Here is a 26799-nt window from a genome sequence, read left to right on the forward strand (position 1 = left end):
CATGGATCCGTACATACTACTCAAAGTGACCTGGTGGGTGCTGCTGGGCGTGCTGTTGATCGGCCTGGCGGTGATGGTCGGCATGGACATGGGCGTTGGCGCGGCGCTGCGCTACTTGGGCCGCACCGACGGCGAGCGCCGCGCGGTGATCAACATGATAGCCCCGCACTGGGATGGCAATCAGGTGTGGTTCATCCTCGGCGGCGGCGCGGTGTTCGCCGCCTGGCCGACCATCTACGCCACCGCCTTCTCGGGGCTCTACGTGGTCATGCTGGTGCTGCTGTGGTCGATGATCGTGCGGCCGCTGGGCTTCGAATACCGCAGCAAGCTGCCCAGTGATCGCTGGCGCGGTGCCTGGGACTGGATGCTGTTCGTCTCCGGCGCGGTACCGATGATCGTCTTCGGTGCGGCGATGGGCAACATGCTCCAAGGCGTGCCCTTCCACTTCACCTGGAACATGATTTCCTACTACACCGGCAGCTTCATCAGTCTGTTCAACCCCTTCGCCGTGCTGTGTGGGGTGATGTCGCTGGCGCTGGCGCTCTACCAGGGTGGGACGATGGTGATGAACCGCGGCACCGGCGTCATTCGTGAGCGCGCTTGCCGGCTAGTTACCGTTGCCGGCCTGACAGCCCTTGCGGTGTTCACCATCTGTGGCATCTGGGTGTCGATGATGCATGGCTACGAGATCACTGCGGGTGGCGATCCCGCCGGCCCGGCATTGCCGCTCAACAAGACGGTGGAAACCGCGTCCGGTGCCTGGCTCTCTAACTACATGGCGCATCCGGCACTGTGGCTGGTTCCGGCAGCGGTCTACCTGGCCGTGCTGGGTGGCATCGCCTCGGCGCGTGCTGGCTTGTCGCACCTGGCCTGGTGGCTCGGTGCGCTGGCCTGGGCCGCCACCTTGGTCACGCTGGGCGCGGCGATGTTCCCGTTCCTGATGCCGTCCTCCAGCGAGCCTAGCCACAGCCTGACCGTGTGGGACGCCTCCTCGAGCCTGGGTACGCTGGGCTGGATGCTGGCATTCACCGTGGTCTTCATTCCGATCATCGCCATCTATACCAGCTGGGCCTTCTGGGTCATGCGCGGCAAGGTGACGCCGGAATCGATCGCCCACGACGAACACGCCTACTGATTGCGGAGCGCACCATGAAACATGTCTTGATCTTTCTCTTCTGGTTGTTCGTCGCCGTGGTAGCGATCAGCCTGACCATTGTGCTTGGAGAGCGTGGCGCCTGGTACTTCGCCTGGGTGCTGGGCACGGTGATGATCGTGCTGATCGCGGCGGCGGGTACGGCGGTCATCGATGCCCGCTACGATGAGCATCACGACGACCAGTACTGAACACTAGGTCGTTCAACCCGCACACCGACGCCCCGGCCATGGCCGGGGCGTCGGCGTTTCGGGCCCAGCCCAGCCGATCAATCCTTGGTCTGTCCCTTGATCAGCTCGCTGATCAGCCGACGGCCGGGGTGCAGGTGGTCGGCCAGGGGGCGCTCTAGCGGCAGCGGCTCGTCGCAGAGGCGTGAGGCGATCACCTCGGCACAAAGGGGCGCGCTGGCAAGCCCGCGGGAGCCGTGGGCAGCGCTGATCCACAGCCCCGGATGATGTGACCCGGGGGTGTCGGGGATGCGCCGGGCGTCCTTGGCTAGCGTCGAGTAGGCCTCGCGCCATTGGGCAGCGTCCGGCACCGGGCCTGCATACGGGGTCTTGTCGGGGCTCGCCGCACGGATCGCCACTCGGCCATCGAAGTGTTCCGGCGTCAGGTCGACGCCGGCTTCTCTGAGTGCCGCCGTGAAGTGCGGCAGGCTCGCCTCCAGTTCGGCAAGATTCGCCGCATGATCGGCCTCGCGCAGCGCGGTGTCGGTGTCATGGGGCGCGAAGGTGGCGCCGAAGCTCAGGATGTCGTCTATTGCCGGGGGCACGTAGCCGCCGGCGCAGATCACCCGCGAGAGCCTAGGCAGTTCAGCCCCCTTGGGCAGCCTAACGGCGCTGACCTGACCGCGAATCGGTTGCAGCGGCAGCGCGGCGGTCTGTGCGAAACGGTTGGCCAGCGCCGCGGTGGCGATGACGACCTGATCGGCGACGAGGGTCTCGCCGTCCTTGAAGCTTATCGTCCAGCCTTCATCGGGTGCCGTGGGGCGAGCGCCTGGCGTGAGTTCGGTGACCTCGCCCCGATGCAGGGTGATGCCCGGTGTGGCGGCAAGGCGGGCGCATAGCAGATCTGGCCGCACCCAGCCGGCGCCGGCATAGTCGAGCCCCGGCGAGTCGATGGCCACTCCCGCGCGTGCGGATGCCGCCTCGGCGTCCACGCCTGCGACGACGTCATTGGGCAGCGCATGGTTGGCGAGAAAGAGCGCCTGGCGCTTGGCTTCGCGCTCGCTGGTGGCCAGTTGCAGCACGCCGCAGTCGTTCCACAGGGTGCGCTCGGGGTCGAGCATGGCAAGCCAGCGGCGGCTGTACAAAAGCCCGGCGAGATACATCCGGCTCTGGGCGTTGGTCTCGGCGGCCAGCTTGACGTAGAGCGCGCCCTGGCGATTGCCGGAGCCGCCGGCTCCTGGGGCTTCGCGCTCGATCAGCGTCACGTCCACGCCGCGTCGTGCCAGGGCCTGGGCCACCGTGGTGCCGGCGAGCCCGGCGCCGATTACCGCGACATGTCGAGCGGGCTTCGCTGAGGGCGGCGTGAACCAGGGCGTGTTTGGGCGCGGGTCATGGTGGGGTGGCGCGTCGATTTCGCCGGCGAGCATCTCGCGCTTGCGCCCGTGCCCGGGCATCTTGCGCCAGGCAAAGCCCGCCGCCTTGAGGCCGCGCTTGACCACGCCGGCGCAGGTGAAGGTGGCAAAGGTCGCGCCTGGCCGGCTGGCGCGGGCCATGGCGGTGAAGAGCGCGGGCTGCCACATGTCCGGGTTCTTGGACGGCGCGAAGCCATCCAGGAACCAGGCATCGACTTGGCCATCAAGCTGACTTAGCCGCTCGGCGCTGTCGCCGAAGTGCAGGTCCAGGGTCACCCGCGCGCCAAGGTGCAGCCGGTGCACCCCGGCCAGCGGCGCCGGCCATTGGGCACTGAGGCAGGCGGCCTTGTCGTGAAATTCCGGCCAGGCGGTCAGCGCCCGCTCGAGATCGCTCCGGCTCATCGGGAAACGCTCGGTGGAAACCAGGTGCAGCCGCGCCGAGGCCGGTGCGTGGCGCTCGAAGGCGGCCCAGGCACACAGCATGTTGAGGCCGGTGCCGAAGCCGGTCTCGCCGATCACGAAGGGCCTTGGGCCCTGCCAGGCCGCAAAGCGCTCGGGCAGGCGGTTGGCGTTGATGAAGACGTGCTCGGTCTCGGCGCGGCCGTCGTGGCGCGAGAAATAGACATCATCGAAAGCGCTTGAGTGGGGCGCTTCGCTGTCGGCGTCGTCGCGGGGCCAGTCGAGGCGTGCGACGTCTAGGGCGGCCAGGGGAGGTAGGGGCGCGTGGCGGTCGTCGGCGGCACTCAAAGCGTGGGCTCCGGAAATCGGCAGGATGAATCGGGGTCAGGCCAGTCGGCGCTGGGGTTATCCATAGCGGGGCTTATTCATAACGAGGCTTATCGCCAGGCAGGGCTTTTCTAGAAAGTGCTGTTCTAGAAAGTGCTCTGCGTGAAAGCGTTGGCCCGAGCCACCATCATGCGAACAGGTTTGGTTAAAAAATAACCAGTTTCGCCGACATGGCGTCTCGGCTGGCTTATGGCAAGGCGTCCGCGGGCTTTCAACAAACTTTTCCACAGCCACTGTGCAAAACTGGCTGTGGAAAAAACAGGTGGCGAAGGAGGGCGGTGGCGGTCTCCGATGCCGTTCAGGGCAGCACTTTCTTGAACGGTTTGACGGTCACCTTGGCGTAGACGCCGGCGATCACGTAGGGGTCGGCGTCGGCCCAGGCCTGGGCGGTGGGCAGATCCTCAAACTCGGCGACCACCAGGCTGCCGCTGAAACCGGCATCGCCCGGGGTTTCGGCGTCGACCGCCGGGTGCGGGCCGGCCAGCACCAGACGGCCTTCGTCGCGCAGCTTCTCGAGGCGTGCCAGGTGATCGGGGCGGGCGGCCATGCGCCATTCGAGGCTGTTCTTCACATCTTCACTGATGATGGCGTAGAGCATCGCAGTTTCCTTCGATGGATGAGGCAGGAGGGCGCCGTCGCACCTGAAATTGACCGCAACCGGCGCGGCGCGCACCATGGTAGTCCTATTCTGACAAAGTCGCCTGCCGGCGTCATGCCGATGAACGAGACTCCCGTGTCACCTGCCACACTCGCTGAACCCGCTTCCCCGGCGGTTACGTCGCTTGCCGATGCCCAGGGCATCGATTTTCACATGCACTCCACGGCATCCGACGGCGCGCTGTCGCCCGCTGCCTTGATGTCGCTATGCCACGAGCGGGGCATCAACCGGCTGTCGCTCACCGATCATGACACCCTGGATGGCGTTGCCGAGGCCCAAGAGGCCGCCGATGCACTGGGCATGACGCTGTTGCCGGGGCTCGAGCTGTCATCGCAATGGCAGGGCATGAATATTCATGTGGTGGGTCTTTTGCCACAAGGGGCACGGGGCAGCCTTGTCGCCGGCCTCGAGGCTCAGGCCAAGGCGCGAGTGACACGCGGCGAAGAGATCGCCCGGCGTATGGAGAAGCTAGGGCTCAGTGATGCCCTGGCCAAGGCGCGAGCCCAGGCCGGCAGCGATCGCCCGCTGGGGCGCCCGGACTTTGCGCGGGCGATGGTCGCCGATGGCCTGGTCAAGGACATGGGCACGGCCTTCAAGAAGTACCTGGGCAGCGGCAAGCGAGGCGACGTCAAGGCCGGCTGGCCGTACCTGTCCGAGGTGGTCGAGTGGATCAACGATGCCGGCGGCGTGGCGGTGCTGGCGCATCCGCTGCGCTATGGCCTGACCCGCCGCAAGCGCGGGCTGCTGCTGGATGCCTTCACCGCCGCCGGCGGCGAGGCCTGTGAGCTGGTCAGCGGTTTCCAGAACGCCGATGTGACCCGCGATCTGGCGCGCCAGCTCGATGAGCGGGGCCTGTATGGCTCGCTGGGCAGCGACTTTCACTTTCCCGGTGGGCCGGTGGCGCCGGGCAGCATGAGTCCTGTGCCGCGCACGTCGCTACGTCCTGTCTGGCAGCATCCCCGTCTGGCTGCGCTTTTCGCGGAAGCGGCCTGACCTGCGGTTTATCATCATGGATCACGCAACTCAGGAGAGAGCATGACGCAATTCTTCCAGCTGCACCCCGAGAATCCCCAGAAGCGCCTGATCGACCAGGCGACCGAGATCATCCGTAAGGGCGGCGTGGTGGCTTATCCCACCGACTCCGGCTATGCGCTGGGTTGCCACCTGGGCGACAAGAAGGCCATCGAGAAGATCAAGTGGCTGCGCTCGCTGGATGACAAGCACAACTTCACCCTGGTGTGCTCGGACCTGTCGACGATCGGCACCTACGCCAAGGTCGACAACGCCGTCTTCCGGTTGCTGAAGACCCATACCCCGGGGGCCTATACCTTCATCCTCAACGCGACCAGCGAGGTGCCACGGTTGCTGCTGCATCCCAAGCGCCGCTCGATCGGCGTGCGGGTGCCGGATCATCGGATCACCCATGCGCTGCTCGAGGCGCTCGGTGAACCGATGATGAGTGTGACCCTGATCCCGGTCGGCGAGGAGTTGCCGATGACCGATGCAGAAGAGATCCGCGAGCGCTTCGGCGCCCATCTGGACCTGGTGATCGACGGTGGCGCCTGCCACCTGGAGCCGACCAGCGTGATCGACCTGCGCGACCTGCCGCCGGTGATTGTGCGCGAAGGGCGTGGCGATCTGGCTCCCTTCCAGGTCTGAACCGCTCGCCGGGGCGACGCCTATTGCTGGCATCGTCCCGGCTTCCCGAGCGTTATGGTTTCTCTGCGCCTTTCTCAGGGTCATCCTCAGAGTCCTTTTCTGAGCCCTGCTCGTCGGCCTCTTGTTGTTCTAGCTCTTCTTGCTCTCGCTCGGCTTCTTCGCGACGCGCGATCTCGCGAGGGTCTTCGGTGTTTTCGTCGAGCCAGGTCCCACACTTCATGCAGTACTTGGCTTTTTCCTCGTGACGGTCGTAGCCGCAGCCCGGGCAGGCTTCATCGGAGTAGCGGTCGGCACGGATAGAGCGAATCACTTCGGCCGAGAACACCCCGGTGGGAATGGCGATGATCGAGTAACCCATCAGCATTACCGTCATCGAGATGAACTGGCCCAGCGGCGTGGTGGGGGTAATGTCGCCATAGCCGACCGTGGTCAGGGTGACGATCCCCCAGTAAATGGACTTGGGAATGCTGGTAAAGCCGGCCTCCGGCGGCTCGATCATATAGACCAGTGAGCCGAAGATGGTCACCAGCATGAAGACCGTGAACAGGAACAGCAGGATCTGATGCGAGCTGCGCTTGAGCGCCGCGACCAAAAGCCGGCCCTCGCCGACGAATTGCATCAGCCTGAGCACCCTGAAAATCCGCAATACCCGCAGCAGACGGATCACCACCAGTGAATGCGCGCCGGGAAGCAGCAGCACCAGCCAGGTCGGCAGGATCGAAATGAGGTCGATGATGCCGTAGAAGCTTCGCAGGTAGCGGGCCGGTCGCTCCAGGCAGTAAAGGCGCACCAATAGTTCGATGGTGAAAAGCCCGGTGAAGCCCCATTCCGCTGCCGCGAACAGCTTGCCATAGGCGGCGTTATAGCTCGGTACGCTGTCGAGCAGCACCACCGTGACGCTAGCCAGGATCAGCACGATCAGCGCGATATCGAAGCCCTTGGCCAGCCGGGTATCCGATTCGAAGATGACTTGAAAGATCCGGGTACGTAGGCCTTCGCCGGCGGGTTTGAGAGTGGGGAACAAGGGACCTCCCAGTCCTGGAGTTAAGAGCGGGCCTAAGGCGCAGGCACCGAAGCGATGCGCTTCAGGTGCGCGCGTCCGTTAGACCCGTGTACTGGTCAGGCTGGCGCATATAGGGCGCGGGCCAGCGCCAGCGCCGCCTGGCCGAAGGCTACATCGAGCCAGGCATCGTCCTTTGCTGCCCGATGGCTCAGGGCCGCGAGCAGCGTGGCGGCCGGGCTCGTCAGCCGATCATCGCCCAGGGCGACCAGCCGGTCCAGTGACTGGCGGGCCTCGTCCTTGAAACGGCTGTCTTGGCTGTCGGCCAGGGCGTCCAGCGCCAGGATGGCGCGCTCGAAGAGCGCCGCCGGATCGTCACCGGCCTCTGGCAGTGGCCACTGGCCTTCGCCCAGGGCTGCGCCGCGGGCCGCCTTGCTGGCCGTAGCGGGGCGCAGCGGCACCGTGGCGGCAAGCTCTTCGGCCAGCGCCCAGAGCGTCTCAGGGTCGCCGCCCTTGAGTTCGAGTTCCAGTTCGCGAATCGTGGCCCGGCGTCCGCCCGCCTGGACCTCGCCATCATCCAGTGCCACCTCGATGCGCCCCTGCTCGACCTCGACCAGCCAGGTGCGGCGGGCGAAGTCGGTGGCGAAGCGTGGCGCCAGGGCGGCGAGCGTCTCATCGCCCAGGGCCTGCATGGGCGCCAGCGCCTTGAGGCCATCGAGGTCCAGCCGGTTCTCGTCGATCGGCCATTCCCATTCGCCGCGCACCGACAGGCCACCCTGGCCGCTGCCGGTGGTCTTCAGGGTCTGCACTCGCCCCGTGCCGGTATCGCGTATGCGCAGCGCCACCCGCGCCGCTTCCAGGGCGCCATCCGGGGTGTCGTAGTAGGTGTTGGCAAGCGTACGGTCTGCGGCGGGGAGCGCCGCCAGACGCGGGTGACGGCGCAGTTGCTCGGGGCCTTCTGGCGCTAGCGCGAGCTTGAGTTCGATTTCCTGGCTCATGGCCGATGCTTCCTAGAATGACAAATTGGTGAATTCTTTATGACGTGAGTCGGTGCCACCACTATAATGTCGGCGCCATTTCCAACGCGAATCGCTTACCTATCATGGTGACATCTAATCCGTTTTCGGCGATCTTCGGTCGCTCGCCCTTTCAGCCGCTGCTTTTGCATATCGTCAAAGTCAGCGAGTGCGCCGACGAGCTGCTGCCCTTCTTCGAGTCCACCCTTAGCGGTGACTGGGCGGCGGCAGAACGCCACCGTGGCGCTATCACGCGCATCGAGCACGAGGCCGATGAACTCAAGACCGAGCTGCGTCTGAACCTGCCTAATACCATGTTCCTGCCGGTCTCTCGCTCAGACCTGCTGGATCTGGTCAGCGTGCAGGACAAGATCGCCAACAAGGCCCGCGATATCACCGGCATCATGCTTGGCCGGCAGATGCAGGTGCCCGAGTCGCTGGCGCCGACCATGCGCGACTACCTGAGGACCTCGGTCGCCGCCGTGTCCCAGGCCCGCAAGGCCCTCGGCGAGCTCAAGGATCTGCTTGAATCAGGATTCGGCAGCAACGTCGCCGATGTCATGCAGAACCTGATTCGTGAGCTCCACGTCCTCGAGCATCAGGCCGACGACCAGCAGGTGGCCATTCGTCGCCAGCTGTTTCAACTCGAGAATTCGCTGCCGCCGGTCGACGTGATCTTCCTCTACAAGATCATCGATTGGGTCGGTGAACTCTCCGACGGTGCCGAGCGCGTAGGCAGCCGCCTGCAGGTGCTGACCGCTCGCTGATTCTCCCTCGAACCCCCGCTTCCACGTCCAGGTGAGTGCCATCTTACGCACTCGCCAAGGATTGGCGCATCGAGGCGTGTCATGGCGGGTCTTCAGTCATCCCTAAGGATGTAGCTTTTATGTCGATCATTGCGCAACACGGCGACATCTTCATTATTCTGGCCTGTGTATTCGGCTTCTTCATGGCCTGGGGCGTTGGGGCCAATGACGTGGCCAACGCCATGGGCACGTCGGTGGGCTCAAGGGCCATCACCATCAAACAGGCGATCTTCATCGCCGTGATCTTCGAATTCCTGGGCGCTTGGCTCGCCGGTGGCCAGGTCACCGAAACCATCCGCAAGGGCATCATCGACCCGGCACTGCTCGAGAGCGATCCGCAACTGCTGGTCTACGGCATGCTGGCCTCCTTGCTGGCCGCCGGTACCTGGCTGCTGGTGGCCTCGATGCGCGGCTGGCCGGTGTCGACCACGCATTCCATCGTCGGCGCCATCGTCGGCTTCGCGATGGCAGGCCTCGGTCTGGAGGCGGTCGGCTGGGCCAAGGTCGGCCAGATCGCCGCTAGCTGGGTGGTCTCGCCGCTGATGTCGGGCTCGATCGCCTTCATGCTGTTCAAGTCCGTGCAGCACCTGATCTTCGAAAACCGCGATCCTTTCGCCGCCGCCAAGCGTTACGTGCCGATGTATGTGTTCCTGGTCGGCTTTATCGTCGCCATGGTGACGCTGACCAAGGGGCTCAAGCACGTCGGCCTCGATCTCAGTTTTGGCGTCAGCCTTGCCTACGCGGTGTTGATCGGCCTTGCGGTGATGGCGCTCGGCGGCGTGCTCGAGCGTCGCATCAGCCGTAACCGCACGGAGGATGATGCCTTCGGCTTCGGCGGCGTGGAGCGAGTGTTCGCCGTGCTGATGCTGTTCACCGCCTGTGCCATGGCCTTCGCTCACGGTTCCAACGACGTCGCTAACGCCGTTGGCCCGCTGGCCGCCGTCATCAGCGTGGTCTATAGCCACGGTGATGTTGGCGGGGCTTCGCTGGTGCCCTGGTGGGTGCTGGTGCTGGGCGGCGGCGGCATCGTGGTCGGCCTGGTCACCTACGGCCACAAGGTCATCGCCACCGTCGGCACCGGCATCACCGAGCTGACGCCGAGCCGCGGCTTTGCCGCCACCCTGGCCGCCGCTACCACCGTGGTGCTGGCCTCGGGGACCGGCTTGCCGATCTCGACCACTCATACCCTGGTCGGGGCGGTGCTCGGCGTAGGTCTGGCGCGCGGCATGGCAGCGCTCAACCTGCGCGTGATCGGCACCATCGTCATGTCCTGGCTGATCACTCTGCCGGCCGGTGCCTTCCTGGCGATCATGTTCTTCTTCATGTTCAAGGGCATGTTCGGCTAAGCGCAGTAATTTGCTGCTTCGCGCGACGCAAATGCCTCGCGCTTAGCGCGCTTGCCAGTCGTCATAAGGCGGCACCGTGAGGCGGTGCCGCCTTTTTTCACCTTTGATATAGTCGTGGTTGGTGGGCTCGCTGCCCGATTTCACCCTCTAGCTGCCGGAGTGCGGCCCTTGAATACGCGCTTTCCCTTCGTCGATTGGTTTCGTCAGTCATCGCCCTACATCAATGCTCACCGAGGACGAACCTTCGTGGTGCTGATCGAGGGCGAGGCGATGGCGGCGGGTCATAGCGAGTCGCTGATTCAGGACCTGGCGCTACTGCATACCTTGGGTGTGCGGCTGGTGCTGGTGTTTGGCATTCGCCCCCAGGTCAATGCGGCGCTGGTCGAGGAAGGCATCACGCCGCGACTCGAGGAGGGCCGTTGGGTGGCGGATGACGCCATCATGGCGAGGGTCGAGCGCATCGCCGCCGAGCAGCGGCTGTGGTTCGAGGCCCGGCTGTCGCTGGGGCTGCCCAACACGCCCTTGCACGGCATCGAGCTGACGGCGGTTTCCGGCAACCTAGTGATGGCCAAGCCGCTGGGTGTGCGCAACGGGCTGGACTTCGCCCGCAGTGGCGAGGTGAGGCGGGTGCGCGCCGATGCAGTCGATGCGCTGCTCAAGCAGGGCTCGCTGGTGGTGTTACCGCCGCTTGGGTTCTCGAGTACCGGCGAGGTGTTCGACCTGGACGCCGCCGAAGTCGCCCAGCAGGCCGCGGTGGCGCTGGGCGCCGATAAACTGGTGCTGCTTGGCGATGCCGAAGGCCTGCATGACGCAAGCGGCGCCCTGCAGCGCCAGTTGACGCCGGCCGAGGCCGAGCCGCTGATGCAAGAGGCGGCGCCCGGCAGCGAGCTTGCTCGCCATCTGGCAGCGGCCTGTGCCGCGGCACGTCATGGTGTGGCCCGCACGCACCTGCTTTCCTGGCATGACAGCGACGCGCTGCTAGGCGAGCTGTTCACCCGCGACGGCGTGGGCACCATGATCACGCAGCATCGCTACGAGCAGCTGCGCGATGCCGAGCTAGGCGACGTCGGCGGCTTGCTCGAGCTGCTCGAACCCTTGGAGCGGCGCGGCATGCTGGTGCCGCGTTCCCGGGAGCGCCTGGAGCACGAGATCGAGGACTATCTGGTCATCGAGCGCGACGGCATGATCATCGGCTGTGCTGCCCTGCATGAATATGCGGATGCCCAGATGGGCGAGCTGGCCTGCGTGGCCGTGCATGGCGATTATCGTGGCGGCAATCGCGGCGAGCGGCTCTTGGCCGACGTCGAACGTCGCGCCCGGCGCCGTGGGCTTTCGGCGATGTTCGCGCTGACCACCCATACCGCCCACTGGTTTATCGAAAAGGGCTTCGGGCTCGCCGATATCCACGACCTGCCGCCGCTCAAGCGCGATGCCTATAACCATGCCCGCAAGTCGAAGATCCTGCTCAAACCCTTGAGTTGATGACCGGCGGCGTGCCCTGCGGGGTCGCCGCCCGCTTGCCTGGTGGATTAGCCTTTCGCCACGCCTGCCTCCTGCATGAGTGATGCGCTGGGAGTCTGCCGCTAGAGCCCTTTGGGAGCGTCCGTCGCGAAGCCCGTTGCGAGAGTCCGTGGTACGGGCTTGCAGCGCGAGTGTCGCCGCCAGCGACACCGGATTCGGCGGATGTCGCCAAAATAATACATTTTAAGTATTTGATTTATCGGTTATTTTTATTTTTCTGTGATATGGCGTCGCCAATTGGAGACGGATGTGGCCGGCCATGAGTGCATTTTCGCCCCTTATGAGCGTCCCTGGCCAAGTTGGCACAGGTGTGGCGTTTTTAAGTCATTGAAAATAAAAGAGTATCAAGTTTTTTGGCACGCTCCTCGCAATATGTAAATCGAGCAAGCAAGGGATTCGGTTCATCACGGCTCGAACCGTTTCCTGGCCGGCCTGTCAGGGCGCATTTACTACCCTGTGCATGTCACCCGATCGGGTCGGCCCGCGTCTGCTCCACGCGATGTGTGATTGATGTAGCGATGAGACGGGTACCGCCGACAGGCATGGAATGGTACCGCTACGGGCAAGGATGCTCTTGGCAAGGATGCCTCGCCCCCTCGGGGGCTGAATCCGGCGGCGACGCAGTAAGCGGCGCTGCCACCTGAACGAAGAGGGGATGCGTCCTCACACAAGATGGTCAGCTTCTGGCGAGTGACGATACCGTCTTGTGACTTCGGGGCTTAGGCCCAGAAAGAATGTCGACCAGTCCGCCCAGACGCGTCTGCTCCCCCGACATTGTTTCACCTGAAGTTCCCTGCGTATTGGGCCGGCTATGCCGGCCCTCTTTTTTTGCCTATGACTTTTGCGCCTACGACTTTTCGCATACGACTTGGCGTGGCTCAGCATGACCAGGTCGCGACCATGCCCAAGGTCTGGTTCATTTGTCCGACCGGCTTCGGTGTGCCGTGAAAGGTCGCGGTCGTTCCCGGCAACTCTGGTATCCTGCAGTGGTAAGCCCCATGACATCGTCCCAACTCCTTCTGCAAAGAACTCTTGTCATGACCACTCAGGTCTCGCGCCGTTGGCGCCCCCGTTCCCTGCTGCAGCTCGTACTGCTGGCCTTTCTAGTGGTAATGCTGCCGCTGGGCATCTTGATGTTTCAGGCCGGCCAGGCGCTCTCCGAACTGACCCGGCTCGCCGACGACAGCGCGCGCCAGGCGGTCGAAGAAACCCGCCGTGCTCGGGCCCTGTCGTCGCTCGCCGTGGAGATGGAGCGCAGTGCCCGCCAGTATGCGGTGCTCGAGGAGCCCGGCCTGCGCGAAATCTATACGCAGCGAGCCGACGAATTCGAGGCCATGCTGGCCAGGCAGCAATTGTTGTTGCCCGATAATGCCGACGCCCGGGCACTGGCCAGCCGCATCGATAGCCTCAAGACCCTGCTCGATGCCCCGGTAGAAGACATTCAGACCCGGCTCGATGAGTTCGTGCCCTTCGCTCAGCGCACCGAGGCCGTGCGTCAGGCGACCAACCGGCACATCGACGCCCGCATCGAGCGTATTCGCGAACAAGCCGGCGGCGTCCAGACTCGCCTATGGGTGCAGACCACGGCACTGGTCTCGGCGAGTCTGTTGCTGATGCTGCTGTTTACCTGGTTGATCATTCGCCCGATTCGCCAGCTCGAGCGGCGCATTCTGAGCCTGGGTAGCGCCGATCAGCCTGCGCCGTCGAAGGGGCTTCAAGGGCCGGCGGAACTGGTGCAGCTCGACGAGCGACTCGACTGGTTGTCGGCTCGGCTGGGCGAGCTGGAGGCTCAGAAACGCCAGTTCCTGCGCCACATGTCCCATGAACTCAAGACCCCGCTGGCAAGCGTCAGGGAAGGCACGGCACTGCTGTCCGACGAGGTGGCCGGCGAGCTGACCACACGTCAGCACGAGATCCTCGAGTTGATTGAGGCCAGCGGTGAAGAGCTCCAGCGCCTCATCGAGCAGCTACTCGACTACAATTTGCTTCAGCACCACGCCGAAATCAGCGTCGATCGTTTCGATGTCACCGCGCTGATCAGGGAACTGCTGGCCAAGCATCAATTGGCCCTGGACGCCAAGGGCATGCAGGTGAACTGGCGCGACCGGCCGCTGGACTGGCAAGCCGATCGTACCGCCACCGGGCGCATCCTCGATAATCTCTTGTCCAACGCCATTGCCTATGGCGAGGACGGCGGGCTGCTCGAGCTGCGCGCCCAGCAGCGTGGCGACCTGCTACTGCTGGAAGTGGCCAACAGCGGCGATGAGATTGGCGCTGAAGACCGCAAGCAGGTCTTCGACCCCTTCTATCAGGGACGCGCCCGACGCAAAGGGCCGCTCAAGGGATCGGGAATCGGCCTATCGGTGGCCGCCGACTGTGCCAAGGCCCAACAGGGTCATCTGGAGCTGGTCGACGACGCTCGCCTGGCGGTGTGTTTTCGCCTGACCTTGCCCTGGCAGGCCTGTAGTGTGCAGAGCGAACATCAGCAGGATACGAATACGATAATGATGCCGTCGCCGCAGCATCGTGCGGCAGACGCAGACGCAAGGAACTCATGACTCATGCTGTACCGCACCCTGACGGGGCTGGTCGCCGTTTCGCTGCTGGCAGGATGCCAGTGGCTGCCGGCGCAAACGTCCTCCACGCCACCGACGCTGACGGAGCTGCCCTCCGGCTGTCAGGAAGAGTGGCCTAGCCTGACCGTGAACGCCTGCCAGACCGAGGCCTGGGTGGCCTTCGGGCTCGCCTCTCAACGCGGCGATCGTGACTGGCGTGACCGCCAACTGGCGCGCCTCGATGGCGACGATACCCAGGAGCGGCTGGTCCGCGCCGTGGTGCTGTCCTGGGGCACCGAGAGCGAATGGAACAAGGCCTCTGAACTCTACAAGGCCGACTTGGAAAAGGCGCCCGAGGAGTTGCAGCCGCTGCTGCGCTACTGGCTCAACGAGCTCGAAGGCCGCCGTGCCCTGTCGGCCAAGCTGGCCGAGCAACGTCAGTCGCGCCAGGCGCTGACCGAACAAAACGCCGCTCAGGCCGAGCAGCTGGAGGAGATGGCCCACAAGCTCGAGGCCCTGAGCGATATCGAGCAAAGCATCAACCTGCGACAGCAGGCCCCCTGAGGCGCGATGCGCCGGGCGCCTGGCAAGCTTTGTCTGAATAGAAGGGAGATCACCGTGAAAGACGCCGCGCAATTGACCGGCGCCCTCAAGGGCAACAAATCCAGCGCCCATATCTTGCTGGTCGACGACGACGCCAGCCTGCTAAGGCTTCTGGGCATGCGGCTTGAAAGCCGTGGCTTTCACGTTACCACCGCCGACAGCGGCCGCATGGCGCTGGATCGCCTGGCCATCGAACGCCCGGACCTGGTGCTGTCGGATCTGCGCATGGACGAGATGGACGGCCTGGCGCTGTTTCAGGAAATCCAGCGCCAGGCCCCGGGCCTGCCGGTAATCATCCTCACTGCCCATGGCTCGATCCCCGATGCGGTGAGCGCCACCCGCCAGGGCGTGTTCAGCTTCCTGACCAAGCCCGTCGACCGCGACGAACTGTTCACGGCGATCGACGAGGCGCTGCTTCAGGCGCCGGCCGCCAGCGACGGCGACGACGCCTGGCGGTCGGCGATCATCACCCGCAGCCCGCAGATGGAGCGTATTCTCGACCAGGCCCGCATGGTGGCCGGTGCCGATGTCAGCGTGCTGGTCAGTGGCCCCTCGGGCTCCGGCAAGGAGCTGCTGGCGCGTGCGCTGCATGATGCCAGCCCGCGCGCCGACAAGCCGTTCGTCGCCATCAACTGCGGCGCGCTGCCCGAACAACTGCTGGAAAGCGAGCTGTTCGGCCACGCCAGGGGCGCGTTTACCGGCGCGATCAGCCAGCATGAAGGGCTCTTCCAGGCCGCCGATGGTGGCAGCCTGTTCCTCGATGAAATCGGCGACATGCCGCTTTCCCTACAGGTGAAACTGCTGCGCGTACTGCAGGAGCGCCAGGTGCGGCCGCTGGGCTCGACCACCTCGGTGCCGGTCGATGTACGCATCATCTCGGCCACGCACCGCGACCTGGACCGCGCCATGCATGAGGGCGACTTCCGGGAGGATCTGTACTATCGCCTCAACGTGGTTAACCTGCGCCTGCCGCCGCTCAAGGAGCGCGCCGAGGACGTGCCGCTGCTGGCCAAGCACCTGGTCAGCCAGGCCGCCGCCCGCCACAAGCCCTTCGTCAAAGGCTTCTCCACCGAGGCGCTAAACCTGCTGGCGTCTTCGTCCTGGCCCGGCAACGTGCGTCAGTTGGTCAACGTGGTCGAGCAGTGCGTGGCGCTGACCAGCGCGCCGATCATCCCCGAAGCGCTGGTCGCCCAGGCGCTGGTGGCCGAGGAGAATGCGTTGCCGTCGTTCAATGACGCCCGTGCGAGCTTCGAACGGGGCTATCTGATCAAGGTGTTGAAGATCACCGAAGGCAACGTCACCCAGGCCGCACGCATTGCCGGGCGCAACCGCACCGACTTCTACAAGCTCCTGGGGCGCCACGAACTCGAACCCAGCAGCTTCAAGGCCGTGGCCAAGAGTGACAGCTAGTCGGCCTCGTTCTGGCGCTGTGGATCTTTGGCCTGATCCTTGGCTTGAGTGGCTGCCTGGTCCGGGGCCGGCGCCGACTTGAAGCGCCGCTTCACTTCCACCTTGAGCCTGCCTTCGCCCAGCCGGGCGGTCAGTTGCTGACCGGGCTGGGTATCCTGACTGCGCCGGATCACCCGGCCCTCATCATCGGCTAGAATCGAGTAGCCGCGCCCGAGCACGGCCAGCGGGCTGACCGCCTGCAGTTCCCGGACCAGCGACGACAGCCGCTGGCGATGTTCGGCGAGCTGGCGGGGCAGGGCCGCCATGAGCCGGTTGTCGGCCTGAGCGAGGCGCTGGCGAGCGCTATCCAACTGCTGGCGCGGGTCGAAGGCCTTCAGGCGGGCGCCGGCGTGTCGCTGGCGGGTGCGGGCTTCCACAAGCCGTGACTGCATGGCGCGCTGTAGGCGTCCTTCGAGCTGGCCAAGATGCGCGCGCTGCTGGGCGAGCCGCTCACCGGGATGACGCAGCCGGGCGCGCAGGTGATCCAGGCGCTGGGTCTCGGCGTCCAGCCGGCTGCGCTGGGCGCGGGCGAGGCGGGAAAGGGCGCTGTCGAGCCGCTGGCGCAGGGCCGTCTGGTCTGGCACCAGCCGTTCCGCCGCCGCCGAAGGCGTCGGTGACCGAGCATCGGCGGCGAAGTCTGAAAGCGTGACGTCGGTTTCGTGGCCCACCGCCGAGAGCACCGGCAGCCGCGAATGGAAGATCGCCCGGGCCAGATGCTCGTCGTTGAAGGCCCAGAGGTCTTCGAGGCTGCCGCCGCCGCGCGTCACCAGAATGGCGTCACGCTCAGGGTCGAAGCGTGCGTCGCGGTTAGCCAGCGCCAGCGCCCGAATCATCGCCGGCGCCGCCTCCTTGCCCTGTACCGGCACCGGCAGCACGCTGACCCGGGAAAGCGGCCAGCGAGCGGCAAGCACCGCCAAGACATCGCGGATCGCCGCGCCGGTCGGTGAGGTCAGCACCAGCAGGTGTCGCGGCGGACAGGGCAGCGGGCGTGCATTGGCAAACACTCCCTCGGCGCCGAGCTGATGCTTCAAGCGCTCGAAGGCCGCCAGCAGGTCGCCCTGGCCGGTCGGCTGTACCGCCTCGACGATCATCTGATAGTCGCCCCGGGGCTCGAAGATCGACACCTTGCCGCGCAGGCGTACCCGATCACCGTCGTTCAGCGGGCTGCCCACGAAGCGCGCGCGATTGCGAAACAGCGCGCACTTCAGCTGGGCGCGCTCGTCCTTCAAGGTGAAATAGACGTGTCCCGAGGCCGGCCGCGCCACCCCGGAAAGCTCACCCTCGACCCAGCAGTCGCCGAAGTCGCGCTCCAGCATCAGCCGGGCGCGGCGGTTGAGTTCGCTGACGGAAAGGGGCGGGGTATCGGCCTGTGGCATGGCGGCGGCATCCTTGATCGAAACGCCGCTCAGCCTAACATGCCGGCGGCTGTTGGCTCTGGCACTTTGGGGCTCAATGTCAGTCGCGGCTAGTCAGGCGCTCTGGTTCGCCAGGCAATCGGTTCCCGCCCCTAGGCGACCGTCTGGCCGAGACGCTTGAGCAACAGCGGCAGGCAAAGCACCAACAGGGTGATGCGCAGCAGGTGGTGGGCGGTGACGAAGGCCGGGTCGATGCCCAGTGAAAGCGCCACCAGGCTCAGCTCCGGGGCGCCGCCGGGCATGTAGGCGAGCAGCGCGGCGGCAATCGAGATGCCGGCCAACTGCTGGGCGCCCCAGGCGGCGAGGCCTGCAATGACCAATAGCCCCAGGGCCTGAATAACCGCCATCGCCAGGGTGTGGCCGACCGTGGCAAGCGAGGTGCCGGTAAAGCGAACGCCCACCGACACGCCGATCAGCACCTGGGCCAGGGCGATCAGCGTGGGCGGCACCGCGGCATCGCTTACCCCGGAAAGGTGCAGCGCCGCCGAGGCCAGCGCCGGGCCGAACAGCAGGGCGTTGGGCAGTCGCAGGCGCTTGCCCAGCCAGGCGCCGACAAGCCCCGCCGCGACTAGCCAGGCGGTATCCATCGCCCCCGGGAGCCACAGCCAGTGCGCGATATCGGTGCGATTCTCCGGCATGCTGACATGGCCAAACAGCGGCAGTGCCAGCGGGATGGCCAGCAGCAGGATCAGAATGCGCACCGCATGGGTCATGCCGACCACCCGCAGGTCGGCACCGGATTCCAATGCCATCAGGGTGACCGCCGATACACCCCCTGGCACCCCGGCATAGAGAGACGTTTCCACCGAATAGCCGCCGATCTTGCGCGAGAACCACACCGAGAAGGCCATCATGACGGCGGTGGCCAGCAGCATGATGGCGAGACTCGCGCTCCAGGCCGCCACATCGATCTCGAGGCCCTGATGAAAGGCCGAGCCCAGCATGACCCCGATCACCACCAGCACGCCCTTGCGCCCGCGCCCGGGGGAGCGCAGCCGTGCCCCGCCAAGGCTTGCGATGGTGGTCGCGATCATCGCGCCCAGCAGCCAGGGCAGTGGTAGGTTGAGCTGGAAGGCGATGGCGCCGCCGGCAAGCCCTAGGCCAAGCGTGGGCAGAAAGCGGCACAGGGCGATGAAACGGGAGGTGAGGGGGGTATTCAAGCGTCGGTGACCTCCTGTCATGGTGTCAGGCCCCGCCGGGATAAGCGGGGCCCGATGAAACGCGAGCGATGACCCACAATGATGCTGATACGGAATGACTCAGTCTTGCTGGGGTTCCTCGCGCGGCTTTTTGGACAATAGCTTGGGCACTAGCCAGGGCAGCACCAGCAATGCCGCCGCGGCGATCCATAGGCCAAGCGAAATGCCCGACTGCCAGAGGATATCGATATCGCCGCCGCTGATCGATAGCGCCCGGCGCAGGTTCTGCTCCATCAGCCCGCCCAGCACATAGCCGAGAATGACCGGCGCCAGCGAGAAGCCCAGCTTGCGCAGCAGATAGCCAAACACACCGATGATCAGCATCAGATAGATGGCGGTCAGATCCGAGTGCAGCTGATAGACGCCGACGAAGGCCAGGATGGCGATGGCCGGCACCAGCACCCAGCGGGGTATGGTCAGCACCCGCGCGAACACCCCAGCCAGCGGCAGGTTGAGCGCCAGCAGCACGATGTTACCGATATACAGCGAGGCGATCAGGCCGCCGGCCACTTCGGGACGTTCGGTGAACATCATCGGGCCCGGTGTGATGTTGTAGAGCATCAGCGCGCCGAGCAGCACGGCGGTGGTGCCGGAACCCGGAATGCCCAGCGTCAGCATCGGCACGAAGGAGCCCGCCGCCGAGGCGTTGTTGGCCGCCTCCGGGGCCGCCAGGCCGCGCATATCGCCCTTGCCGAAGGTGCCGTCCTTGTCGGAAAGGCGCTTCTCGGTGGTATAGGACACCGCACCCGCCACCGAGGCGCCGGTCCCCGGCAGTATGCCGATGATGAAACCGAGCACCCCTGAACGCCAGATGGCGCCCTTGCAGTAGAGCACTTCCTTGAGACTGACGAAGACGCGGCCCAGTGGCGGTATCTCGTCGTCGGCGTTCTTGCGATTGGCATGCTCGAGCATCAGCAGGATCTCGCTGATCGCGAACAGGCCGATGATCATTACCACGAAATCGATGCCGTCATAGAGCTCTGGCATACCGAAGGTGTAGCGCATCACGCCGGTGCCGGAGTCCACGCCCACGGTGGCCAGCAGCACGCCCAGCACCGCGCCGATGGCGGTTTTGACCGGATCCTTGCCCATCATCACCGACATCGACGAGAAGGCAAAGACCATCAGCGCGAAGAACTCGGCGGGGCCGAACATCACCGCCACTTCGGCGAGTAGCGGCGCGAACAGCGTCAGGCCGATGATGGCGATGGTCGCGCCGATAAAGGAACTGACCGCTGACAGGCCCAGTGCGGGGCCGGCAAGGCCTTTCTTGGCCAGCGGGTGGCCGTCGAGCGTGGTCATGACCGCACCAGCATCGCCGGGCACGTTGAGCAGAATGCTCGACATGCGGCCGCCATACTCGGAGCCGGTATAGATGCCGGCCAGCAGGATCAGAGCGGATTCGGCCGGCAGGCCCAAGGTATAGGCCAGTGGCATCAGAATAGCGATGCCGTTGATCGGCCCGATGCCCGGCAATGCCCCGAAAAGGGTGCCGAGCAGCGCGCCGAGGAAGGCCAGGCCCAGGTTGAGGGGCGTCAGCGCGACGCCGAAGCCCTGGATCAGGAAGTCGAACATGGTGGCATTCCTCTAGGTAATAGCGGCAAGCCAGGTGCCGGTAGGCAGGCCGATACCCAGGCCTTCGGTGAACAGCACATAGCTGCATGCCGACATCAGCACACCGGTGATCAAGGCCTTGGTCCAGGTGGCATCGAACAGCCGTGCCAGCGCGGCGACCACCAGCACCGAGGTGGGCACGAAGCCAAGGCGAGTGAACAGCAGGGCGTAGACCAGCAGCAGCCCCAGTACCACCAGAAGCCGGATCGACAGCGCACGGTTCGGCCAGTGGCCGTCGGCGCCGGGTTTGAAAATCAGCACCAGCGACAGGCCGGCAAGCAAAATGGAGAGCCCCAGGGGGAAGGCCTTGGGGCCCACGGGTTCATAGCTGAAGGGGACGTCCAGTTGAATGGCCTGGACGGCGACGAACGCCGCCAGGCCGATCAAGACGATCCCCAAGAGCCGGTCAGCGACCGGCTTTTGGATATTGCTCATTTCAGTCCCACTTCCTCGGCCAGGCTCTTGAAGTCGGCGACCTGGTCTTTCACATAGCTGTCGAATTCATTCCCGAAGCGAGACATCGGGAAGAGGCCGCGCGCCTGGCGAAGCTCGGCGAACTTCTCGGACTCGGACAGTTCGGTGAGGCGCTGAACCCAGGTGTAGTAGGCCTCGTCGTCGACCTCAGGGCCCATGTAATAGCCGCGCCAGATCGGCCACTCGACGTCGTAGCCTTGCTCCATAGCGGTGGGAATATCGGCGTAGGGTCCGCCCATGCGCTCTTCGGACAGCGCCGCCAGCACGCGAATCTTGCCGCTCTCGAGCTGTGACTTGAGCTCGGAGAGATCGCCGGTGAAGACCTGAATGTGATCGCCAAGCAGTGCCGCCAGCGCTTCACCGCCGCCTTCGAAGGCCACGTAGCGCAGATCGCGCGGGTTGATGTCGCCGGACTTGGCGGTCAGCGCGGCCTTCATCCAGTCCTGGCTACCCACGGTGCCGCCGGCGCCGAAGGCGATCTCGCCCGGATTGTCCTTGAGGTCGGCCATCAGTTCATCGAGGGACTGCCAGGGGGCGTCGGCATTGACCACGATGGCGCCATAGTCGACGCCCAGGGCGCCCAGCCAGCGAACCTCGTCGGCGTCGTACTGGCCGAACTTGCCAAGCGCCAGGTTGACGGCGGCGCCGGTGCTGGCAGCGACGATCAGGTTCGGATCATCGGTGCGCACGCCGTTGACGTGGTTATAGGCCACCGCGCCGATGCCACCGGGCATGTAGGTCACCATCATCGGCTCATCGATCAGCCCGGTTTCGAGCAGACCATTGGCGGCCAGGCGACAGGTGAGGTCGTAGCCACCGCCGGGCTTGGCCGGGGCGATGCATTCGCTTTCGCCGGCGGCCTGAACCTGACCCGCGAGCAATGCGCCGCCCAGCAGGGCAATGCCCGAGGCGTGGCGAATGGCTGTATTGATCTTCATGGCGATCTCCTGTTCTCTTGTTATAAGCGGCTGATGACCAGCCGCCGGCTTGCTTTGGTGATGCCACCCTGTTTTGTGATGGCCAGCGCGATGCTATGCCTGCCACCTTTCATCAACCTGTCACTTTCCCTGTCACCCCCTGAGACATTGGTCGTATGCGCCTGCTGGTCATCGAGGACGATCCGCTGATCGCCCGCTCCCTGGAACACGCCCTGCAACCGCTGGGCAACACGGTCGAGGTGTTTCGCACCTACGCCGAAGCTCAGGCCGCGCTGCGCCATGATCGCTTCGATCTGATCCTGCTCGACCTCGGCCTGCCCGATGGCGACGGCCTGGATCTGTTGGCGGCCCTGCGGGATCGGGGCGACACCACCCCGGTGCTGATTCTCACCGCCCGGGATGGCGTCGATGACCGGGTCAGCGGGCTGGACCTGGGCGCCGACGACTACCTGGCCAAGCCGTTCTCGCTCGCCGAGCTCGAGGCCCGGGTGCGCGCCCTGCTTCGGCGCAGCCAGCAGCGCAGCGACAACCGGCTGCGCTTCTCACGGCTCTCGTTCGACCCGGCCACCGGCACCGCCGCCTTGGACGACACGCCGATGGCGCTGCCGCGCCGTGAGCTATTGTTGATGGAAGGGCTCTTGCTGCATGCCGGCAGCATTGCTCCGCGAGAAACCCTCGAGCGTCGGCTGTTCGGCTTCGACGAGGTCGGCTCCAATGCCCTCGAGGTCTATGTCAGCCGGCTGCGCAAGCGCCTGCAGAACACTGGCCTGAAGATCCGTACCTTTCGCGGTCTGGGCTATCGCCTGGAAGAGGACCAGGCGCAAGGCCGGGAACAGGGGCGTGAAGAGGGTCGAGAACAGGGTCGAGAGGACGAAACGGCGTGATCGAGGTAGCCGGCTCGCTCAAGCGGCGTTTGGCGGTATGGCTGTTGTTGACCGTGACGGGCCTCGGGGCGCTGCTGATGATCGAGGCCTGGTCGAGCACCCACCGGGCCGCCGAGCGCGCCTTCGACAGCCAGCTCGAGGCCGCCGCCCTGACCATCGCCGAGGCCGTGCAGTGGCAAGGTGGCGAACCGCTGGTGGAAATACCGGCGGCGGCGCTGCAGATCCTGGCCACCCGCCACCAGGAGCGAGTCTTCTATGCGGTGCTCGATGCCGACGGCCAGCCGGTCTCGACCAATATGCCGTTCACCATTAAGCCTGAATGGCGCGCACAGGTGGCCGACGCCCCCTGGACGCTGACGACCGCTTTCGACGACACCTCCTGGCGGCTATACGGCCGCGAGTATGACTCGGCGGGCTGGGTGTCCCAGGAACCGGTGCAGGTCTGGGTCGGGCATACCCGCGCCGGGCGCCAGGCGCTCGGCGATGAGCTCTTCGAGCGCACCCTTTCCCGCTTCCTGGCCATGGTGCTGCTGGCGGGCATTCTGATGGCGATGGCCCTGCGGGTGGCGCTGGGCCCCATGCGTCGGCTGCGTCGCCAACTGCGCCACCGAGATGCCGACGACATGGGCCCGCTGGACGCCCGGGTGCCGGAGGAAATGCGCGAACTGGCGCAGACGCTGGATCATCTTTTCGCCCGCCAGCGCCACAGCCGCGAAGCGCTACTGCGTTTCACCGCCGATGCTAGCCACCAGCTCAAGACGCCCTTGGCCGGACTCAAGAGCACCAGTGAGCTGGCGCTCAAGAGCCAAGACCCCGCCGACTGGCAGGCCGCGCTGCTGGCGGTGCACGATGGGGCCGACCGCACCAGCCGTCTGGCAAGCCAGCTATTGAGCCTGGCCCGGCTGCGTCATATCGGTGAAGAAGGTAAGGTCACCCCGCTGGATATCGTCGCCGTGCTGCGCGAATGCGTGCTCGACTGGGCCGGGCGCGAGGTGGCGCGCGACCATGACCTGGGCCTCGCCGAGCTGCCCGGCGGGCCGCTCTGGGTGCGCGCCGACGGCTGGGCGATTCGCGAGCTGCTGGGTAACCTGATCGATAACGCCCTGCGCTACACCAAGGCGGGCAGCGAGATCACCCTGGGGCTTTCCCGACACCGCGACACGGTTAGCCTCTACGTCGAGGACGATGGCCCCGGCGTGCCCTTCGAGGCCCGCGAGCGACTATTGCAGCCCTTCGAGCGCGGCGGCCGCCAGGATACCGATGGCTCTGGGCTGGGGCTTGCCATCGTCGACTCCATCGCCCGCCAGTTGGGTGGGCGGCTATCGTTGAGCGAGCGCAGCCCCCACGGCCTGATCGTGACGCTGCACTTGCCCCTTATTGACCCCCCAAGTGACCACGACGCCAGCCGCCCTGGTGAGCCGGGCGCGACAAGAGAGACGCCGCCATGACCCTGCATCGCCACCGTTTCGCCTGGATGCTGCTAGTGCCGCTTTGCGCGCTGGCGCTGTCCGCTCGTGCCCAGGCTACACCGCTGGTGGTCGAAGCGGCGCTGGATATTGAAGTCGTGGAGCCCTTGCTCGAGGCCTTTCGCAGTGCGCATCCCGAGATCGACCTGGAATTCCATGATCGCTCGACGCTCACCGTCGATGCGCTGGTCAGCGAGGCAGACCCCGCGCCGGACGTGGTCATCAGTTCGGCGATGCCCTGGCAGATGGCTCGCGTCAACGAAGGCTACGCGCAGCGGCTGGATTCTCCGGCGGCGCGCAACTGGCCGGCTTGGGCCAAGTGGCGCAACGAGGTATTCGGCTTCACCTTCGAACCCATCGTCATGGCCTACCGGCTCGATCTGTCGAAGCAGATGATGCCGCCGCAAACCCATGCCGACCTGCATACCCTGCTGACCACCGAAACGGCGCAGCTGCAGGGCAAAGTGACTACCTACTCACCGCTTAAGAGCGGTGTGGGCTTCTCGCTGTTCCAGCAGGATGCCCGCTATACGCCGCGCTTCTGGGACCTGGTCGCCGGCATGGGGCGGGTGAACGCCCAGCTAGAAGGCAACACCCGGACCATGCTCGAGGGCCTGAGCGACGGGCGCTATTGGCTCGGCTACAACTTGCTGGGCTCCTACGCGATGGTTTGGGCGCAGGAGCACCCCGAGGTGATCGTGCAGGTGCCGCAGGATTATTCGCTGGTGATGATGCGCATGGCCTTCATCCACCGCGACGCCCCGCATCCGGCAGCGGCCGCCGCCTTCGTCGATTTCCTGCTCGGCCGGGAAGGCCAGCGGGTGCTGGCCGGCCAGACCCCGCTGTTCAGCGTCCGGCCCGACATCGTCGGCCCCTATACGGCGGCCCGGCTGCGCGATCAGGTGGGCGATCGTCTCTATCCGATTCCTCTCAACGCCTCGCTGCTGGCGTTCGTCGACCCTCAGCGCCGCGATGCCTTCCTGGCGCGCTGGCGCCGCGAGTTCGAACACCCACGGCCGGCAGCCGACGAACAGGTTTTCATCCAGGACTCGGATTGATGGAAGGTGGGGCTCGGCGTTATAATGGTCGATTAACTTCCCCTCACCACATCCTCCATCTGCTCAACATTGGGTGTTGCCGATATGTTACGTATGGCGCAAGAAGCTCTTACGTTCGATGACGTATTACTCGTTCCCGGCTACTCGGATGTCCTCCCCAAGGACGTCAGCCTCAAATCCCGCCTGACCCGCAATCTCGAACTGAACATCCCGCTCTGCTCGTCTGCCATGGATACCGTGACCGAAGCCCGCCTGGCCATCGCCATGGCGCAGGAAGGCGGCATCGGCATCATCCACAAGAGCATGACCATCGCCGGCCAAGCGGCCGAGGTGCGTAAGGTCAAGAAGCACGAGAGCGTGATCGTCAAAGATCCGGTGACCGTTAGCCCCCAGGCCAAGCTCACCGACCTGCTGGCGATGGCCGACGAGTACGGCTACTCCGGCTTCCCGGTGGTCGAGGGCGAATCACTGGTCGGTATCGTCACCGGTCGTGACATGCGTTTCCAGCCGGATCACAGCGACAGCGTCGAAGCGATCATGACGCCGCGCGAGAAGCTGGTCACCGTACCGGTCGGCACGCCGCTCGAGCAGATCAAGATCAAGCTGCAGGAAAACCGCATCGAGAAGATCCTGATCGTCGATGACGAATTCCACCTGCGTGGCCTGGTCACCGTGCGCGACATCGAGAAGGCGCGCACCTACCCGAGCGCCGCCAAGGACAGCGACGGCCGCCTGCTGGTCGGCGCTGCTGTCGGCACCGGCCCGGAGACCCCGGACCGCATCACCGCACTGGTCGAAGCCGGCGTCGATGCCATCGTCGTCGACACCGCCCACGGGCACTCCAAGGGCGTGATCGACCGCGTCGCTTGGGTCAAGGAACACTTCCCCGAGGTACAGGTGATCGGTGGCAACATCGCCACCGCTGATGCGGCTATCGCGCTGGCTGAAGCCGGCGCAGACGCCGTCAAGGTCGGCATCGGCCCCGGCTCGATCTGCACCACCCGCATCGTGGCCGGCGTCGGCGTGCCGCAGATCAGTGCGGTCGCCAACGTCGCCGAGGCGCTCAAGCCCTACGACATCCCGCTGATCGCCGATGGCGGCGTGCGCTACTCCGGTGACCTGTCCAAGGCCATCGCCGCTGGCGCTAGCTGCGTGATGATAGGTGGCCTGCTGGCCGGTACCGAAGAAGCGCCGGGCGAAGTCGAGCTCTACCAGGGCCGTACCTACAAGGCTTACCGTGGCATGGGCTCCATGGGCGCCATGTCTCAGACCCAGGGCTCTGCCGACCGCTACTTCCAGGACAAGTCCGAAGGCGCCGAGAAGCTGGTACCGGAAGGCATCGAAGGCCGCGTGCCCTACAAGGGCATGATGAGCGCCATCGTTCACCAGCTGATGGGCGGCCTGCGCGCCTCCATGGGCTACACCGGCTGCCGCAGCGTTCTCGAGATGCGCACCAAGCCGGAATTCGTGCAGATCACCGGCGCCGGCTTCAATGAGTCTCACGTCCACGACGTGCAGATCACCAAGGAAGCCCCGAACTATCGGGCTAGCTGATCACAGCATGCGCTAGACGGCGGCGGGGCTTATCCCCGCCGTTCGTTTTTTGACCCGCTGGTTGAC

At 65.4% G+C, this 26799-nt stretch carries 22 protein-coding genes and 1 pseudogene; 14 read left to right on the forward strand and 9 right to left on the reverse strand.

The annotated features are described in order from the left end of the window. Window position 1 precedes the first annotated feature (1 nt). Window positions 2–1135, forward strand: a complete 1134-nt coding sequence (cydB, locus tag BLR71_RS03280) for a cytochrome d ubiquinol oxidase subunit II (RefSeq protein ID WP_092523095.1) — start codon at window positions 2–4, stop codon at window positions 1133–1135. A gap of 14 nt (window positions 1136–1149) precedes the next feature. Further along, window positions 1150–1344 (forward strand): hypothetical protein, encoded by a 195-nt coding sequence (locus tag BLR71_RS03285; RefSeq protein ID WP_092523097.1) that lies wholly within the window; start codon window positions 1150–1152, stop codon window positions 1342–1344. A 77-nt stretch (window positions 1345–1421) separates the two neighbouring features. Here BLR71_RS03285 and mnmC read toward each other — a convergent pair whose 3' ends face one another. After that, window positions 1422–3479, reverse strand: a complete 2058-nt coding sequence (mnmC, locus tag BLR71_RS03290) for a bifunctional tRNA (5-methylaminomethyl-2-thiouridine)(34)-methyltransferase MnmC2/FAD-dependent 5-carboxymethylaminomethyl-2-thiouridine(34) oxidoreductase MnmC1 (protein WP_092523099.1) — start codon at window positions 3477–3479, stop codon at window positions 1422–1424. Window positions 3480–3816: 337 nt separating this feature from the next. Beyond that, window positions 3817–4116, reverse strand: coding sequence for a YciI family protein (locus BLR71_RS03295; protein WP_092523101.1), 300 nt, complete (start codon window positions 4114–4116; stop codon window positions 3817–3819). Between the two features lie 213 nt (window positions 4117–4329). Here BLR71_RS03295 and BLR71_RS03300 point away from each other — a divergent pair, with 213 nt between their 5' ends. Both BLR71_RS03300 and BLR71_RS03305 read left to right on the forward strand, forming a co-directional pair. Next, window positions 4330–5169, forward strand: coding sequence for a PHP domain-containing protein (locus BLR71_RS03300; RefSeq protein ID WP_245696341.1), 840 nt, complete (start codon window positions 4330–4332; stop codon window positions 5167–5169). Window positions 5170–5211: 42 nt separating this feature from the next. Next, the gene (locus BLR71_RS03305) at window positions 5212–5835 is read left to right on the forward strand and encodes an L-threonylcarbamoyladenylate synthase (protein WP_092523103.1); all 624 of its coding nucleotides are present in this window, start codon (window positions 5212–5214) and stop codon (window positions 5833–5835) included. Between the two features lie 52 nt (window positions 5836–5887). On the opposite strand, the gene BLR71_RS03310 is transcribed toward BLR71_RS03305, so the two are convergent. Continuing rightward, the gene (locus BLR71_RS03310) at window positions 5888–6859 is read right to left on the reverse strand and encodes an ion transporter (protein ID WP_092523105.1); all 972 of its coding nucleotides are present in this window, start codon (window positions 6857–6859) and stop codon (window positions 5888–5890) included. Window positions 6860–6954: 95 nt separating this feature from the next. After that, window positions 6955–7833: a CYTH domain-containing protein gene (locus BLR71_RS03315; RefSeq protein WP_092523107.1), complete on the reverse strand. Its 879-nt coding sequence runs from the start codon at window positions 7831–7833 to the stop codon at window positions 6955–6957. A 104-nt stretch (window positions 7834–7937) separates the two neighbouring features. Between BLR71_RS03315 and BLR71_RS03320 the strand changes: the two genes are divergently transcribed. The 6 genes from BLR71_RS03320 to glrR all read left to right on the forward strand — a co-directional run bounded on the left by BLR71_RS03320 (window position 7938) and on the right by glrR (window position 16092). Then, window positions 7938–8618 (forward strand): TIGR00153 family protein, encoded by a 681-nt coding sequence (locus tag BLR71_RS03320; RefSeq protein ID WP_092523109.1) that lies wholly within the window; start codon window positions 7938–7940, stop codon window positions 8616–8618. Between the two features lie 119 nt (window positions 8619–8737). Continuing rightward, window positions 8738–10003: an inorganic phosphate transporter gene (locus BLR71_RS03325; protein WP_092523111.1), complete on the forward strand. Its 1266-nt coding sequence runs from the start codon at window positions 8738–8740 to the stop codon at window positions 10001–10003. A gap of 168 nt (window positions 10004–10171) precedes the next feature. Continuing rightward, window positions 10172–11485 (forward strand): amino-acid N-acetyltransferase, encoded by a 1314-nt coding sequence (argA, locus tag BLR71_RS03330; protein ID WP_092523113.1) that lies wholly within the window; start codon window positions 10172–10174, stop codon window positions 11483–11485. 1076 nt (window positions 11486–12561) lie between these two features. Next, window positions 12562–14082: a sensor histidine kinase gene (locus tag BLR71_RS03335; protein ID WP_092523115.1), complete on the forward strand. Its 1521-nt coding sequence runs from the start codon at window positions 12562–12564 to the stop codon at window positions 14080–14082. Between the two features lie 3 nt (window positions 14083–14085). Continuing rightward, a complete protein-coding gene (locus BLR71_RS03340) occupies window positions 14086–14643 on the forward strand; it encodes a hypothetical protein (protein ID WP_092523117.1) in 558 nt (185 codons plus the stop codon). A gap of 54 nt (window positions 14644–14697) precedes the next feature. Beyond that, entirely contained in the window at window positions 14698–16092 is a 1395-nt protein-coding gene (glrR, locus tag BLR71_RS03345) for a two-component system response regulator GlrR (protein WP_281241749.1), read from the forward strand. A gap of 77 nt (window positions 16093–16169) precedes the next feature. Here the strand turns inward: glrR and xseA are convergent. The 5 genes and pseudogenes from xseA to BLR71_RS03370 form a co-directional block, all read right to left on the reverse strand. Further along, window positions 16170–17507: pseudogene (xseA, locus tag BLR71_RS03350) on the reverse strand (exodeoxyribonuclease VII large subunit); the annotation flags it as partial. A gap of 131 nt (window positions 17508–17638) precedes the next feature. Then, window positions 17639–18706 carry an AbrB family transcriptional regulator gene (locus BLR71_RS03355; RefSeq protein ID WP_245696325.1) on the reverse strand — a complete coding sequence of 356 codons (1068 nt, stop codon included), beginning with the start codon at window positions 18704–18706 and terminating at the stop codon, window positions 17639–17641. Window positions 18707–18805: 99 nt separating this feature from the next. Continuing rightward, the gene (locus BLR71_RS03360; RefSeq protein WP_092523125.1) at window positions 18806–20320 is read right to left on the reverse strand and encodes a tripartite tricarboxylate transporter permease; all 1515 of its coding nucleotides are present in this window, start codon (window positions 20318–20320) and stop codon (window positions 18806–18808) included. Window positions 20321–20332: 12 nt separating this feature from the next. After that, a complete protein-coding gene (locus BLR71_RS03365) occupies window positions 20333–20794 on the reverse strand; it encodes a tripartite tricarboxylate transporter TctB family protein (RefSeq protein WP_092523127.1) in 462 nt (153 codons plus the stop codon). Beyond that, window positions 20791–21771 (reverse strand): Bug family tripartite tricarboxylate transporter substrate binding protein, encoded by a 981-nt coding sequence (locus tag BLR71_RS03370; RefSeq protein ID WP_092523129.1) that lies wholly within the window; start codon window positions 21769–21771, stop codon window positions 20791–20793. Before BLR71_RS03370 ends, BLR71_RS03365 begins: the two co-directional genes overlap by 4 nt. A gap of 155 nt (window positions 21772–21926) precedes the next feature. On the opposite strand from BLR71_RS03370, the gene BLR71_RS03375 reads away from it, so the two are divergent. From BLR71_RS03375 to guaB, 4 genes are all read left to right on the forward strand, one after another. Then, complete coding sequence (locus tag BLR71_RS03375) at window positions 21927–22655, forward strand: response regulator (protein WP_092523131.1); 729 nt, start codon at window positions 21927–21929, stop codon at window positions 22653–22655. Beyond that, window positions 22652–24103: a sensor histidine kinase gene (locus tag BLR71_RS03380; RefSeq protein ID WP_092523133.1), complete on the forward strand. Its 1452-nt coding sequence runs from the start codon at window positions 22652–22654 to the stop codon at window positions 24101–24103. The genes BLR71_RS03375 and BLR71_RS03380 overlap by 4 nt, the downstream gene beginning before the upstream one ends. Then, window positions 24100–25179, forward strand: coding sequence for an ABC transporter substrate-binding protein (locus BLR71_RS03385; RefSeq protein WP_092523135.1), 1080 nt, complete (start codon window positions 24100–24102; stop codon window positions 25177–25179). Before BLR71_RS03380 ends, BLR71_RS03385 begins: the two co-directional genes overlap by 4 nt. Window positions 25180–25263: 84 nt before the next feature. Beyond that, window positions 25264–26733, forward strand: coding sequence for an IMP dehydrogenase (guaB, locus tag BLR71_RS03390; protein WP_092523137.1), 1470 nt, complete (start codon window positions 25264–25266; stop codon window positions 26731–26733). Window positions 26734–26799: the final 66 nt, after the last annotated feature.

The organism is Onishia taeanensis, assembly GCF_900100755.1.
In the GTDB taxonomy this organism is placed as follows: Bacteria; Pseudomonadota; Gammaproteobacteria; order Pseudomonadales; family Halomonadaceae; genus Onishia; species Onishia taeanensis.

Coding starts and splice junctions, on each gene's coding strand:
- cydB (WP_092523095.1), top strand. CDS start 2: ATGGATCCGTACATACTACTCAAAGTGACCTGGTGGGTGCTGCTGGGC.
- BLR71_RS03285 (WP_092523097.1), top strand. CDS start 1,150: ATGAAACATGTCTTGATCTTTCTCTTCTGGTTGTTCGTCGCCGTGGTA.
- BLR71_RS03295 (WP_092523101.1), bottom strand. CDS start 4,116: ATGCTCTACGCCATCATCAGTGAAGATGTGAAGAACAGCCTCGAATGG.
- BLR71_RS03300 (WP_245696341.1), top strand. CDS start 4,330: ATGCACTCCACGGCATCCGACGGCGCGCTGTCGCCCGCTGCCTTGATG.
- BLR71_RS03305 (WP_092523103.1), top strand. CDS start 5,212: ATGACGCAATTCTTCCAGCTGCACCCCGAGAATCCCCAGAAGCGCCTG.
- BLR71_RS03315 (WP_092523107.1), bottom strand. CDS start 7,833: ATGAGCCAGGAAATCGAACTCAAGCTCGCGCTAGCGCCAGAAGGCCCC.
- BLR71_RS03320 (WP_092523109.1), top strand. CDS start 7,938: ATGGTGACATCTAATCCGTTTTCGGCGATCTTCGGTCGCTCGCCCTTT.
- BLR71_RS03325 (WP_092523111.1), top strand. CDS start 8,738: ATGTCGATCATTGCGCAACACGGCGACATCTTCATTATTCTGGCCTGT.
- BLR71_RS03335 (WP_092523115.1), top strand. CDS start 12,562: ATGACCACTCAGGTCTCGCGCCGTTGGCGCCCCCGTTCCCTGCTGCAG.
- BLR71_RS03340 (WP_092523117.1), top strand. CDS start 14,086: ATGCTGTACCGCACCCTGACGGGGCTGGTCGCCGTTTCGCTGCTGGCA.
- BLR71_RS03360 (WP_092523125.1), bottom strand. CDS start 20,320: ATGTTCGACTTCCTGATCCAGGGCTTCGGCGTCGCGCTGACGCCCCTC.
- BLR71_RS03365 (WP_092523127.1), bottom strand. CDS start 20,794: ATGAGCAATATCCAAAAGCCGGTCGCTGACCGGCTCTTGGGGATCGTC.
- BLR71_RS03370 (WP_092523129.1), bottom strand. CDS start 21,771: ATGAAGATCAATACAGCCATTCGCCACGCCTCGGGCATTGCCCTGCTG.
- BLR71_RS03375 (WP_092523131.1), top strand. CDS start 21,927: ATGCGCCTGCTGGTCATCGAGGACGATCCGCTGATCGCCCGCTCCCTG.
- BLR71_RS03385 (WP_092523135.1), top strand. CDS start 24,100: ATGACCCTGCATCGCCACCGTTTCGCCTGGATGCTGCTAGTGCCGCTT.
- guaB (WP_092523137.1), top strand. CDS start 25,264: ATGTTACGTATGGCGCAAGAAGCTCTTACGTTCGATGACGTATTACTC.